The organism is uncultured Polaribacter sp., from assembly GCF_947495205.1.
Lineage (GTDB): Bacteria > Bacteroidota > Bacteroidia > Flavobacteriales > Flavobacteriaceae > Polaribacter.
Window position 1 is genome coordinate 283237 of the sequence record NZ_CANLXV010000002.1, and the last position, 15911, is coordinate 299147.

Genomic DNA, 15911 nt, shown 5'->3' on the forward strand with positions numbered 1-15911 from the left:
TCTTATTGATTTGTATGCTATTGTTTGATAAATTTTGACATGTATGCATTTCCATTTCTATCCTTCATTTCGATAATATATAAACCATTTCCAAAAGATGAAACATCTAATGTGTTGTTACTTATGTTTGATGATTTTATCATTCTTCCAGATAAATCGTACACCTTTGCACTAAGCATTTCTGCACCTGAGATGTTAAGTAGTTGAGTAGCTGGATTTGGATATAATTTTATGTTACTTAGTTCAAATTTATTTTCTGTAACACTAAGACTATTTAGAAACTGTTGAATATTTTCAATATTCATTACTTCATTAATTTCAGTTTCAGAAAGTGCGTCATCAAACAAATACACTTCATCTAACATTCCTGTAAAATTTCGTACAACTCGCGAGTTTGAAAATGATCCAAAAATTAATCTACCTATTGCTTTTGGTTTACCCGTTTCAAATTCATCATATTGAGCAATACTTCCTCGTTGCTCTCCATTTACATAAAACTTATGCCCTCTTTGTCCTTCTCTTTGGTCTATAACTAAGGCAACATGAAACCAATCGTCTTTTTCATTATTATCTACATTAAAAGAAATCGACTTTTTTTGATGCGAAGATCTAAAGCTTAAATCAGTTCCATTAGAATATAATAAAGTACGCCCATTTGTAGCTTGTATAATATCTCCACGTTTTGTATAATCAGATACTTTTAACCAAAACGCTATGGTATAAGCGGTTTCAGAACTGTATTCGAAAACTTTGTCTACAGATGTAAGATAAGAACCTTCTGTAAAACTAAACACGCCTCCTTTGCCAAATTTTGCATCATCGTAGGTTACAGCAGAACCTATAGTTGCATCATTACCATTACCACTTTCGTCATTACCATTTTCTTCTAAAGGTAAATAAAACAACAGTTTGTTGGTAAAAATACCAGCTTTGTCTAGTATACTAATGGTTATACTTGTTTCCGTACTTTTACCATCTGTATCTGTTACTTTCGCTGTTAATTCATAATTTCCACCTTCTAAGTTTGACAAAGCAGGCGTATCTGAAGAAGAAAAATTAAAAGGACCATCTGTCTTTGTAGCGATAAGCTCATCGTCTAAAAACAATTCTACTTTTTCAATACCTTCATCATCAGTAGCATCCAATTCAATAGTTACATCATTATCTGCCTTCTCAAATATAGCACCATCCGTTGGCGTTGTAAATGAAATTTCAGGATTGTAGTCAACAAATACACTGGCATTAAACTCCCAAACACCAGGATTTACATTAAATCTTAAAAAAGATTCATCTTCGCCATTGAAAGAAATTCCTGCAACGCCCGATACAAATGCTCCATCTTTCCAAACGGTATCTCCACCAACGGTTACTTCAAAAATTTCTGTATTTGTTTTTGGTATTCCTACAACCGCTTTTGTATTTTCTGGCGATTCTAATTTCAAATTAAAATTATTTTTACCAGAGGTAACCTCGACCAATATATCTCCTTTAACAGAAGGTACTGTAGTTTCAAATGATCTAAAACTAGCTAATGTTGGACATACTTCGTAAGATGCCCAAGCCACTTCTGTAGCTTTAATACCTGTAATATAACGAGATAATATATAGTTGGGTGCATTCCAAGCATGGTTTGGTGTACCTGGATTACTATTAGGATCGCTCTCAAAACGTTCGTATAAAGTTGTTAAGTTAGGGTTGTCAACTTGAAAATCATACACCTCTCTCATTCTAGTTAATGCTTTTTCGGTTTCTCCTAATTGCATTAACGCCTCTTCTGCCAACCATTCAAAATGTGGACTTGATTTTCTAACTGGAAATAAAACTTCATCTACTAAAGTTTCATAATGACTTTCGTCTGCTAAACCTGCTACAACTGCAAGAGAACTTACACGTTCTTCGATTGGATTACCTGCAGTATTATAACTATTGCCTCTCCAATATTTTTTTACATAGTTTTGCTCTATACTATTAATTCTGTTATCATACCATGGTATATCTTGATTTTTACCTAGTACAACAGCCATTTTTTTTGCCGCTTTTAATGCGATATAATACCATGTAGCTCTTATTGCGTCTGAATCACGATCACTACCCCAATCTGTCCAATTTACACCACCTCTTCTGTTTTCTGGCAGGCCATCTGAAGCCATATTCCATAATCCTAAATACGTTAGTATAGCAGGATATGCATTTTCTATGGTCTCTTTATCACCTGTATTGTAATAATATTGCCATACTACGTTATCAATAAATTGAAGACTTTGCCCTGCAAATTCAGCAGTTTTTGTTTGAAAACTACCAAATCCTGGTGTTAAACCTTCTATAATATCTCCTCTACGATAATTTATAGTGTTGTCTATTGCTTTTTTCAATAATTTTCTTCCAGCTTCATCTAAAGTATAAAAAATAGCTCCTGTTTGATCACCAACATCTCCAATCCATAATGCACGTTCTCTATCAGGACAATCCATATAACCATCTCTTGCACAGATATATAAAGTGTTACGAGCCATCCACCATAAACGATTATAAAATTCATTATCACTCTCAAAATTACCTGTCATTTCCCCTAAACCTGTCCAACGATATTTAAGTTCTTGTACTTCTACTCCTGAAGGAATTATGTATTCTACAACATGACCATTAAACCAGGTATAACCCTCAAATTCTTGAACACCGCTTTTAGAAATATAGGTTGATTTCAATAAGTGGAAGTTGTTATCAGTATCCATAACAACAGTTTTTCCAGCAGTAGCATTCAACTTTATGTAAGGCGTAATTTGTTGGTTGAATGGAAGTTTTGCTATTATGGTTTTATTAGACCCTGTATTATTTGTGTAAGGAAGCTGAATTGCTGCTCCGTTTACTGTCATAGATGGGTAATCTGTTAATCCTCTATCATTCCACTGCGGTATAGCACGTTCTACCAAATTGCCCCAAGGTTGGCTATTAATGCCTCCTTTTTCTATTGGTGTATCCCAGTTACTATCATCATAACCTTCTAAATACCAAGCATTATCTGTCCAATCTCCTAGTGCATTTCGAGCATCAAATTTTACACTATAAGGTGTAATTCTGTTATCTGCTCCACCTCCACCACTATTTGGATCATAAGCGGGGTGTAATTTCATTTTCCAAGAAGTATTTGTATTTAAATCTGCGTTCCAATCTGCAGCAACAAACAAACCACCTTTACCACTATCTAAATGAGATTTACGTGTGCGCCCCCAATACCAAGCCAAAATAGCTATCGTATTTTCTCCTTCTTTTAAATAAGGTGCAAAATCTACTGGATCATAATACGTGGTATTTGGTGCAGCTCCTCTGGCTAAACCTCCTTCAAATAATACCATTTCTCCGTTAATCCATAACCAATATTTACTATCAACAGCAATATTTACCATTGCTTGTGATGGTACTGTGCTCAGATTGATAGTTTTTCTAAACGCCATCCATGTATTAGCAGGACCATCTTGTTGCTGCCAAATCCACTGAGACTGTGCATTTACAGAAGTTATTGACATTGCTAAGAGAATAAATAGAGATACTAAAATGCCTCTTTTTCTAATTTTTCTGTTTAAGAAGTCTTTATTCTTCATGATTTATCAGTTATTATTTGTTACCATTATTATTAAAAATTTTAATTTCTTTAATAGACGGCGCTTGTTTTGCATCTATAATTAAAAGCCTGCATTTTGTAGCTTGCACCGCATCAAATTGATGCATTTTATTTGCCCCACAACCCCTTCCTTTTACAATATCTTTCCAACCCTCATTTTCCCAATATTGTAGTTTATAAGAAGTGATATTCTCCTCAAATTCATCTACAACAACTTGATTAAAAGTTTGTGGTTTCACCCATTCTACCTCCAAATATTGATTTTTAGTTTCTGTTGCCAACCAACGTGTTGCTTCGTCTTCATCATTTACTCTAAAGGCTTCAAAAACGGGTAATTTTTCAGTTTGAATAAACATCGATGAGGCATTCATTCTACCTAATTTTGCTAGATTTTTAATATCTTCTAAAGGTGCTGGAAATTGTGTTTTTAGCATTTCATCAACTTTAAAATCATATATTCCAGAAGTAACATTGTAAATTACGTAATTGCCAACAGCTTTGCTTTTTTCTGTTCCTACAAAAGTAATGCCTTCTGCATTTTCAGCCAATACACTACTTTCTTGAATTTCATCTTTACTTGTTGCTGGTAAATACACTTTTGCACTTGTATTTACAGGAATTTCAATATGAAATGTTGCGCCTTTTCCTTCTTTTTTCCAATTGACAACCACATTTCCATACATCGATTCGTATTCAGTATTTGCAAAGGTTAAATCTCCGACAGGAGCTGGTTTAATCATCATATTTTGCATGCCTAATTGCTCTGAATTTGGACGAATCCCTCCAAAACCTTTGATAAAATAACCTCCAATTCCTGTATAACAAGTATGTATTTGGCTGTTACCTATAGCAGACCAACGTTCTGGCCAAACCGTTTTACCTTGCTCTAAAAAGTAGCCATAACTTGGGTGGTGTTTGTCTTGTAGCAACTCGTAAATTAAATCCATACGTTCACCAGATTCTGTAAAATAACGCGTGTATAATGCTTGCCCAGAACTTCCTGTGTCGTAATATGGAAATTTATACAATATATTATCTACCAAAACATCTTCTACTTTTTCTTTTTCAGATAAAGGCGTTACACCAGATAATAAAGCAAAGGCTTGATCTACTTGATAACCCTTTAAATACTTACCAGTTTCTGGATTGTAAGACAATTTATGAGTGGCCTCTTGTTGCACTTTTAATCTTTCTGCATAGGTTTTAGCATCCTCAGTTTTGCCCAAAGTCTCTGCAATTTGCATTGCATTTTCCAACATAAACGCATACACACAATTGTTAAAATGTGCAGCGTCTGGAGAATTACTACTAGTCCAAAAATTACCTCTTGGAGTACACCAATCTCCTAAACCTGGCATTTCTCTTTTTCCTTGTTCTCCTATTTTTAAAGCTCCATCAGTATTAGCATTTGAATGTTCATACAACCAAGTCATCCATTTTTGCATCGATTTATAATTGTCTAATAACACTTTTTTATCACCTAACATTCTATAAGTTTCCCAAACAGTTAATGGGCTATTGGCTTTCCACATTAAAAACGGACGGTCTTCTTCATTTAAAACAGCTCTCGTTTGACCGTCTGATAATTGTGCATCTCTAGTGTACTGCAAATATTGATCCATATACGCACCACTTTCAAAATTTGGCAAGGCATCACCATACATTGCAGCTACAGTAACTTCTCCCCAACCACGTCTTTCACGATGTGGACAATCTACCAAAAGTCCATCCATAGTATTCGCTAAATACGTGTTTAAGTTGATTTGATAAATTTGATTGAGTTGTTCGTTTGATGAGCTAAACTTACTTACCTGTCTTCTATCATTGGTAATCACATATCCTTTTGCGTCTTCTATTTTAGGTTTATATTTTAATCCATAAACGGTAACCCATCTTCCACCTGCAACATTAAAACGATTTTTAAATTTTCCTTTTCCAGATTTCCCATAAATGTATTTACTCTTTTGGTTCCAGCTTGTGGTTGTTTCTGTTTGATCGCTTATTTCAAACAAAATAGAATCGCCTTCTTGTCCTTTATACAGATCCATTTCGAAAAAACCAGTGTAGTTTTCGCCCATATCAATTCTGTACGTTCCGTCTTCATTTTTATCAACTCCAATGGCTTTTATTTCTTTAAATTTTACCTGAGGCTCTACCATTTGTGCGCTTAAAGTAGCTCTAATAGGACTATATAATGCACGTACTTCTCTATCTTTTCTGCTATTTAATGCAAAACTGATGTTGTTGCCATCTGGTATTTTAGCGTTTAATTCTTTGTGATTGTACACACTGGCATTCATCCAATTGCTATCATTATAAGCTACTGTATTCCAATCATCTTCTCGTTTACGGTCATCTATGGTTTCGCCTCCAAAACGTAAAATATCCCAATCACCGTAATAAGATGTATAACTCTTTTTGGTTTTCCAACTTGTATCTGTTTTTAGGGTAATATTTTCTCCTCCTGATACGATTTCTGCTTGCGCTTTAAACACAAAAGGGATGTTTCTGTATTCTCTAATGCGTCGCCAACGAGCCCAACCTGCAGCGTGCCAAATGGCAATAACGTTATCTCCTTTTTTTAGTTTATCTGAAATATCATAAGTTAAATACGCAATTCTTTTCTTCATATAGGTAGAAACAGGATTCATTACATTCTCCGTAATTTTTTCTCCATTTACGTACAATTCGTGATACCCAAAAGATCCAACAAAAACAAATGCAGATTCTGCTTTGTCTGAAAGTGTTACCTTTTTTCTGTACCAGTTGTGGTCGGTTTTTTTCTGATCGGATTTTAAAATCCAATCGCCTTTCCAATCCGATTTTTTGAGTAATCCCATAGAAAATCTCCCAAAATCACTCCAGTTTGATGCAACTCCGTCTTTATCCCAAACCTTTACTTTCCAGAAATACTGTTTTGCAGAAGCTAGTTCATTACCTTGATAGGTTACGTTTACAGACTGATTGGAATCTACTTTGCCAGAATCCCAAACATCGCCATTATTACTTTTTAAATTGTCTAAACTACTTGCAACCAATATTTGATATGCCGTCTGTTTTTGTCCTCTTTCAGGATTTTCTTGTTTCAATTTCCAGCTTAATCTTGGGCTTGTGTTGTCTATTCCCAAAGGATTTACGCGATATTCGCATCTAAGATCTGAAGGCGCTGTTGAAAGATTAGCACTACAACTACTTATTAGACTTATGAAAACTAAAACTATAATGCCATTAAAGATTGACTTTAACTTATTTTTCATTTGTAAACTGTTTTATTCTGATAAATTATGTATTTCAAATTCACTAATGGATGCAGGATTCAATGCTGAAACAATGTATAAACGGCATTTTTTTGCAGTAACTGCATCAAATACTATTGTTTTATTTTTCCCACATTTGTTTCCTGATGCAATATCAACCCAAGTACTTCCATTCCAATATTGAATTTTATAATTGCTTATATTTTCACCCAACTCGTTAATAACTACTTTATTTATTTTTTGAGGTTGCATCCATTCCATTTCTAACCATTGATCATTTTTCTTACGAGCTATCCATTTGCTAGCCTCATCGTTATCATTGGTTCTGAACGCTTCAAAACCTGGGTTTTGAGCATCTGTAAAATACATAGAAGAAGCACTAGCTCTTGCTGTAAGTGCTACATTTGTTCCTCTGTATTGTGGTTTTGGATACGCTTTTTTCGGTAATTCATTTGAAGTAAAATCATAAACACCAGATGCGACTTCAAAAATGATGTATTGCCCAACTGCGTCACTTTTTTCTGTTCCTAGATATTTTATGTGGTTTGCTTTAGAAATTGGTTGTCCGTTTTCTAAAACTTGATCAGCATTTGTTGCTGGTATGTATATTTTTGCGGATGTATTTTCTGGAATTTCAAAATGAAAAGTTGCGCTATCTTCAGACTTCGTCCAATTGCTTACAATGTTTCCATAAAGGGATTCTAACGAAGTATTGGCAAAAGTTAAATCGCCTACCAACGCTGGCTTTATGATAAACTTTTGAAAACCATAGTTTTCTGGATCTACACGAATACCACCAAAACCTTTAATAAAATACCCACCAATACCTGTATAACAGGTATGAATTCTACTTGGTCCAGTACTAGACCACAATTCTGGCCAAGTGGTTTCGCCTTGTGCTATAAAATACCCATAACTAGGATGACTTTTATCTGTAAGTACTTCATAAATTAAATCCATACGTTCGCCAGATTCAATAAAATAACGAGTGTACAAGGCTTGCCCAGAACTGCCCACATCATAATATGGAAAACTGTACAACATTCTATCTACCAAATTATTATACACTTTTTCTTTTTCGGAAGCTGGAGTAACCCCAGAAAATAGTGCAAAAGCTTGGTCTACTTGTCTACCAGTTCCATAATTTCCAGTTGTAACATTATAGCTATTATTATGGGTTGCATTTCTCTGTACCTTTAATCTTGCATCATATTTGGTTGCGTCTTGTTTTTTGCCAAGTTCGGTTGCTATATTTTTTGCAATAGCTAACATATACGCATACAAACAGTTGTTAAAATGTACTGCATCAGGTGCATTACAGCTTGTAAAATCGTTACCATGAGGTGTTGCCCAATCGCCTAAACCAGGAAAAGCACGTTTTCCTTCTTCACCTGCAACTAAAGATCCACCAGTTTCAAAATTAGAATTTTTCAATAACCAATCCATCCACTTTTCCATAGACTCATAATTATCTGCTAAAATTTTTATATCTCCAAAAGTTCTGTAGGTTTCCCAAATGGTTAGTGGATTATTCGCTTGCCACATTAAAAAAGGACGATCTTCTTCGTTTACAATGGCACGTGTTCGTCCGTCAGGAAACTGTGCATCTAGCATATATTGCATATATTGATCCATATAGGCACCACTTTCAAAATTAGGAAAAGCATCACCATACATTGCAGACACAGTAACTTCTCCCCAACCTCTTCGTTCTCTGTGTGGGCAATCCATCATAATACCATCTAAAGTATTTGCCAATAAGGTATTGATGTTTATTTCGTAAATCTGATTGAGCAATTCGTTAGAACATTCAAACGAACTGATGCGTTTTCTATCATTCGTTAACACATAGCCTTTTATGTCTTTTAGTTCTGGTTTGTAATTTAAACCTGAAATGGTGTACCATCTTCCGCCAGCGTAATTGAATCGATTGGCAAATTTCCCTTTTCCTGTTTTATCAAAAACATATTTGCTACGTTGACTTTTATTGCAAGTTACGCCTTTTATATCGCTAATTTCTATAGTAATGGTATCGCCTTCTTTTCCGTTTCTCAAATCAATTTCAAATTGACCAGAATAGTTTCTTCCCATATCTATAACATAAGGTCCATTACCTTTAATTGCTACTGGTTTTAGCGTTTGGTAACGCACTTGCGGCTCTACACGTTGTGCACTTAAATATTTAGCCGTTTTTCCTTTCCACACGATTGCTTGTTCCCAACTGCTGTCATCATAGTCTGCTGTATTCCAGTTTGGATCAGATTTTCTGGCATCAATTAGTTCTCCACCAAAATCTTGAATATCCCAACCACCAATGTATTTACTTAAACTGTTTTTACATTTCCAAGATGCATCAGAAACTATTGCAATTGTATTTTCTCCTGCTTTTATTGCTGCTTGTGCTTTAAATATAAAAGGCGGATTTTTGAATTCTCTAATTCTTCTCCAACGTGTCCAACCTCCAGCATGCCAAACTGCAATCACATTTTTACCTTTTTTTAATTTATCTTTAATATCATAGGTTAAATATGGGATACGCGTTTTCATATAAGACAACACTGGATTCATTACATTATCCGTAATTTTTTCTCCATTTACGTACAATTCGTGATAACCATAAGACGCCAAATGTACCATTCCAGAAGTTGGTGTTTCCGAAAGTTCAAACGTTTTTCTATACCAATTTTGGTCTGTTTTTTCTTGATCTTTTTTCTGAATCCAATCTCCTTTCCAGTCACTAGCTTTTAGTAATCCTACAGAAAATAAAGCGGGTTTGCTGTAGTTTGAAACTTTTCCGTTCACATCCCAAACTTTTACTTTCCAATAACATTTCTGATTAGAAATAAGTTCTTTCCCAGCGTACAAAATGTTTACAGACTTATTTGTTGATGCTTTTCCAGAATCCCACAAGTCTCCATTATCATCATTAAGATTTGCAATGCTACTTGCCACTAAAACTTGATATGCTGTTTGTTTTTGACCTTTTGTTTTATTTTCGTCTATAAGTTTCCAGCTTAACCTTGGAGCAATATTGTCTATTCCTAGAGGATTAATTCGATATTCACATTTAAGATCCTTAACAATAACTGATTCATTTGTACAAGATGCAAAAGCTAGTAATGCAAATACAAACAACAAAGAAGAATTCATACCAATAGAATTGAAAAAAAATCTTTTCATGGTCTTAGTCTTCAAAATTGTAAAAGCAATTGTTATTAACTTCATTTTAAAAGGTTTAATGCAAACTTATTTACGTTAAAAAATAAGCTTTGTTGATTTAATTCTCACGGGCCCTAAAAGTCCTGAAGAAATTAAGGTTTTGTCTCTCTTATAAAAATTAAATACGGTAAACGTATGTCTTTCGCTTTCTGGTGCAGGTTTGTTGTTAGTGAACCAATCTGGCATTTGTTTGGCTTGTTTGCTATACCCACTTGTATCTGGTAAAGCTTCGTCTCCAATTAATCGGTTTGTCCAAAGATTGGTCACTTCAATAATCAATTCGTTTTTACCTGATTTCGCTGCTTTTGTAATCTCTATTTCATAAGGCGCAATCCAAGAAACCCCCAAATCTTTACCGTTTAAAATAACTCTAGCTGCAACGCTTATTTTACCTAAATCTAAAAACAACTTGCGGTCTTTTTTAAGTAATTTTCTACTTATTTTAAAGGTCTTTTTGTAAATAGCAGTTCCTGAATAATACTTGATATTTTTATTCTGATGATCTTTCCAATCTGTTAATTCAGAAAACGTGTGCGTACCTTCGTAGCCATTTTCTTTTTTAAACTCCACTTCCCAACTTCCTTCTAAAGTTTTTGGGGCTAGTATATCATCAACCTTTATTGCTATATTTTTTCCATTTGATAACGTTGTTTGGTAATTGCCATTTGCCTTTACTTCTGCTTTAATCTTATCATTTGCATCAAAAAAATATTCAATATTTTTAGAAGGTTTCACTTCAACCACTGGTAGTTCTTTTACTGATTCTCTAAATATTACAAAGGTTGATTCTTGGTTTTCTAAGAAAATAGGCACTTGTGTTTTGCCATTTTTACTAGAAAATTGCGCCAATTTGGTAATTTCTCCAGTCATCGGGTTCCACAATTCAGGAATTTTACCATTTACATTAAACGAACATTCAAATACTTTTGGAGCATCGTCTTCATTATAAAAGAAATAAATATCTTCTGATGTTGTTTTTCTATGGATAAAATCTGCAGTTTCTTTACCTTTTATTGTGAAATCTGCAGTAACATTTAATTTGGGTAGTAAAGTATCCCAATTCATGGTTGTAATTGTAGTCGGTTTACCCCAAGTATAACTTACTAAAGCATTGAATTCTTTTTGCTGTGCTTTTGTTATTTTATAAGCTGCTAGCGCTGTAGGTTTTTTTCCAATAAGTGTTGCTCCTAAATCAGATAATTCTTTTAAACGACGTAGTGTTGGCAATTCAATCTTTTGAATATTACCCAGAATTAATGCTTTAAACTCAATTCCTTCGGGTAATTTTAACAATCCCTTTTCTACAGTAATTCTATTAATTAACACCTCACTATTGGTTGTTAAATGTTTTATTTGTGATGGCAATTTTGGATTGAAACCCGGATTTGGCGAAGCATCACCAGGAAAAACAAGAAAATCGTAAACAGGATTTCCTTTTCGTAATAAATTTTGCCCTCTTGCCATATAAGTAAACCAAGATTTTCCAGCATTTTTCCACCAAGTATTGGTTCTATCAAAATGAGAACCCCAAGGTCCCATTGTCATTCCTGGAGCAACATGTGTATTAGGTTGATGTGCAAAACGATGAAACATAAATTCGTTGATACCCATTGTCCAAATACGGTCTCCAGATTTCTTATTCATAGCAGGATGCCCTTTCCAATTTAATTTAGAAGGAGCAGTAAAAGATTCCGCAGAAATAATATTTTTACCATACAAATGCGCTGCACTTACAGCAGAACTTACAATTGTTGGAGGTGTTTTTTCTTGATCAATAGGATGGATTGTCCAAAATTCACCCATAGGAATATCTGCTTTTCCACCAGTAGCTAAATTATCCATTGGTCCATTTCCATAAGGTTCTATGTAGGTTTTTATACCATCTTTATGGCTTAACTCTGTAAAATAACCAAAGTAATTTTCTACCATCAACTCACTATTCAACTTTCTAATATCATAAGTTACAGCCTCTGACGCTGCTGCACTTTCTACAAAACGACCTGCGTAAATTGGTAAAAAAGAAATTAGATCGTAGCCAAATCTATCTTTAAAAATTTTATCATAATCAAAAGTCCAATTTTGGCCTCCCATTTCATAACTATCAATTTCTACATATTGCATTGCATTTGGAGCTAAAGGCATTGCTGCTTTTACTACTTTTTTAGTAAACGCATCATAATGCACTTTTACAGAAGGTTTGTGGTATTTATCTACTTCTAAACCTCTACCAGAATCTGTTGCAGGGTTGTTATAAGCACCTGTTGATGTGTAACCAAAACGTAAAACCGTCCAATTTCCTTTTGGTAGCTTGGTTTTTAACATTCCAGAAGCATCAACATTAGCCGTAAGATTGATGATTTGAGATTTGTTGATAACCATTCCTTCTGCTGGATTACCTACTGGTTGAAGTTTAGATGCATCTGTCCTCGACATAGATCTTCTTGCCAATTGATCTACGATAAATTGTGTTGAAGACAAAGCAATCTCATAGATCCCTACCTTTTTTGCTGGCGTTTCAATTTTAATGTATTGGGTAGTAATACCATCGTAAACTCTAGTTAAATCGAATTCTTTTTTTCCGGGTCTGCGTTTGTATGGTGCATCAATTTCTGTAAAATTTTTACCATCATTAGAAACATATACTTTTATGGCTGGCCTTCTACTATTTGTGCTGATACTTAAAGATTTTAATTGAAAAGGTTTTTTATAGGAATACAAAATACTTCCTGGTTTTTCTTTTGAACCATGAATTGTAGTAAACGTATTAATTGTTCCATCTGAAATAACAGATAGATCTAGTTCTTTATCTGAAGACGAAATTGTAGGTTTGTTATTATCGTCTGCCAATTCTGATAGCATTGATGGATATGCTAAAACTGCAATGTCTTTGTAATAGTCTTTTCTAATCGTTGGCTGTTTCAATTGCAATGAAATTTCTTTACCTCCATTTACAATCGTTTCACTATGCACCACCATTTTCATAGATTGCTCTGGAGAAATCCAAGGTCCGCCGCTTGCAGACCATCCATCACAATTGTGTACTCCAAAATTTAATCCTAAGCGTTCAGATTCTTTTGCTGCATGTGTAAGCATTGCAATATGTTCTGGCGAATTGTATTCTATGTTTCCACTTGGAATACCATAGCCAATATTGAATAATAATATTCCTCCAACTCCAACTTCTGCCAAAGATTCTAAATCTTTGGTAAGCCCTTCTTTAGACATATTACCATTTAAAGCGTGCATCCACGTTTGAGGTCTTGCTGAGTTTGGTGGATTGATGAATTGCTCTTCTAAATCAATAATTTCTTTTTGCTGAGCAAAACAGGATACACTTATGAATAATAATAAAGAAAATAGTAAGGTTTGTTGACTGCTATTTTTCACAACTTAGGTTTTGGTTTTTAATTCGAGTAATTTTTTGCCTTTTCTGCACTTTTTTGCAGGCAACAACATAGAATTTCTTTACAAATTTGATGAAGTATAAAGGATTTATAAATGTACCGTAAAGACTAGGAAAAATTATCCTGTAATATCATGGTTAAGCCTCGGATTTATTCTTTCACCTAAAAAAGAAATAAACCCAGCTATTTTCTTAACAAAATTCTTCTATTTTAAAAATAAAAACGATTAAGATATGTAAAAAACTAAAGGAAATACTTTGCAAAACTTGGTTTAGAGTCATTTTAATTAAGAACACTAAACAACCGGTTTTTAAGCATCAATATATAAAAGCAAAAAAAAATTAACTAATTTCTATTGCTATTTTTAATTCTTTTTGCCCTTCTTCAAAAAATACTTCTAAAGGTAATGCTTCTACTCCTGGCACCATATTAAAGGTTCTTTTTCCTTCCATTTCTTTGGTTTTAATTGGAGCATTTGCTGCAATAGTTACCAAACCTTCTGGCTTTTGAATGGTAATTTTGTTTTCAGTAATTGTTGTTACTACTTCGCTTGAAGGCGAAACTATTGGCAACACAAAAGCCGTTTGTGTTATAATATCTTGTTGTGTAGTTACTTTAATTTCAGTTTTATCAGCAGAACACTTGTATGCAATATCAAATGCAGCAGCAGTTCCTGTAACTTCTTTTCTGTCTACATTTTTTAATTTTGTGTCTGCTATTAATTCAATCTTACCATTTTCATCTTTTGAAGATACTGTTGCTGGTAAATCGTATAGATTTGTATACCAAACATCATCTTTAAAGGTTTCAATTCTAGGTGTTAAACAAATGTCTTTATTGGGTTGTACTTGTTGATTGTTTTTTTCAACCAAAGCATATTCTGCCATACTTGCTGCACATAATAATCCTACTTTATTATGATACAAAACACCCAAAGCACCTCCTGAAGCTTGACGATAATCGTATTTATAATGATATTCTGCATCGTAAGCACTTACAGTTCCTCTCCAATCTCCTCTTGCAAAAAGATACACATCTAAATCTTTAAAATGTTTTACACCATCTGCAGTTGCTCTAGGTAAACTTGTATTTGCATTTATTTCTGGTAAATGATCCCAATGATCTAACAATGCTGCCAAAGGTTTTGCGTGTGTAAACGTATGATGCACACAAGGTGGAATTCCTGCCTCAATAAACCCAGGACCTCCATGAATTAATCCGTCTGCTGTGCAACGTTGCAATAATTCTGTATTTTTTACAGCTGCTGTTCCAAATGCAGGATTGATGTTTGCCATCATTCCAAATGCTGGTTGACTGCCATCACAAGTTCTACTGCCCCAATAACTCCATTTGTACATTCTGTTACCCCAACTATTATCCCAAGCGCCATCTGGCAACATAAATTCTAAATGACTGTTTAACGATTTTGTTAAGATTTGTAATAATTCATCATCTTTTTCTTTAATCGCATACATCACCAAGCTATTCAAGGTTTCTTCTACATTATAACCTAAATCTACACCATGTAATCCTTTTTCGCTTAACTTACTAGAACTCTTTTTACATTCACCAAATAGTAAACCTTCATTTTCTGTAAAATATACTTTTACTTCAGCAGCTAATTTTTTACTTTTCGCTTTAAAATCGTCTCTATTTAAAACGTTGCCTATTAAGTTTAATCCATAAACTGCTGTTCCTGGATAATTAATATTTGTAAAATCTATTGTAAATGTGTCATAAATATATTGACCTGCTTTTTCTAAACGTTTTGTCCAAGCTTGTTTTGTAGCATCGTCTAAAACATGACCATGATAATGTAATGCTTCTGCAAGAGCTATTGCACCAAAAACGGTAATTCCTTTCCAAGATTTTGGATTTTTAATTACGGTCCAAGCTCCATTTTCTTGAGAAACATTATTTTCTGCCCAAAGCATTACCAATTTTGCTCCTTCTACATATTTTTGATCGCCAGTTTTATCTGCCATATATAAAAATGGATACACAGCATCCATACATCTTCCATGAATATGAGAGCAAGAAGGGCAACCCAAAGCTCCATGAATATCTAAATTAGAAGGATCGTTGATTTGTACTTTTAACATCCCATCACTCCAATCTTTTAACAAACCACTTATTAAGTATTTAAATTCTAAGGAATGTTCTGCATGACTAGAACAAGCATTTAATAATCCTGACATTGGTAATGTTAAACCAACACCTGCTAGAGCTGAAAGTTGTAAAAAGTTACGTCTTTTCATTGAAGTTTTGTGTTTTGATGCAAATCGAAGTTAATTGGATGACCTAAATTAACCATCCTGTTTTATCCTGTTTTACAAACCCGAGTTCGATTAATATTTAGATAGATTTTATTAGCAAAAAAGATAGATTTTTAGTAAATTAAAGTACTGAAAT

Annotated in this window: 5 protein-coding genes; all 5 read right to left on the reverse strand. The window is 33.9% G+C overall.

Annotated features, from left to right (window positions below; genetic code table 11):
* Positions 1–17 precede the first annotated feature (17 nt).
* Complete coding sequence (locus tag Q0762_RS03285; protein ID WP_298763511.1) at positions 18–3599, reverse strand: LamG-like jellyroll fold domain-containing protein; 3582 nt, start codon at positions 3597–3599, stop codon at positions 18–20.
* A 13-nt stretch (positions 3600–3612) separates the two neighbouring features.
* Positions 3613–6876: a family 78 glycoside hydrolase catalytic domain gene (locus Q0762_RS03290; RefSeq protein WP_298763515.1), complete on the reverse strand. Its 3264-nt coding sequence runs from the start codon at positions 6874–6876 to the stop codon at positions 3613–3615.
* A gap of 12 nt (positions 6877–6888) precedes the next feature.
* Positions 6889–10056 carry a family 78 glycoside hydrolase catalytic domain gene (locus Q0762_RS03295; protein ID WP_298763517.1) on the reverse strand — a complete coding sequence of 1056 codons (3168 nt, stop codon included), beginning with the start codon at positions 10054–10056 and terminating at the stop codon, positions 6889–6891.
* Positions 10057–10131: 75 nt separating this feature from the next.
* Complete coding sequence (locus tag Q0762_RS03300; RefSeq protein WP_298763520.1) at positions 10132–13482, reverse strand: glycosyl hydrolase; 3351 nt, start codon at positions 13480–13482, stop codon at positions 10132–10134.
* A 358-nt stretch (positions 13483–13840) separates the two neighbouring features.
* Positions 13841–15757, reverse strand: coding sequence for a hypothetical protein (locus Q0762_RS03305; protein WP_298763523.1), 1917 nt, complete (start codon positions 15755–15757; stop codon positions 13841–13843).
* Positions 15758–15911 lie beyond the last annotated feature (154 nt).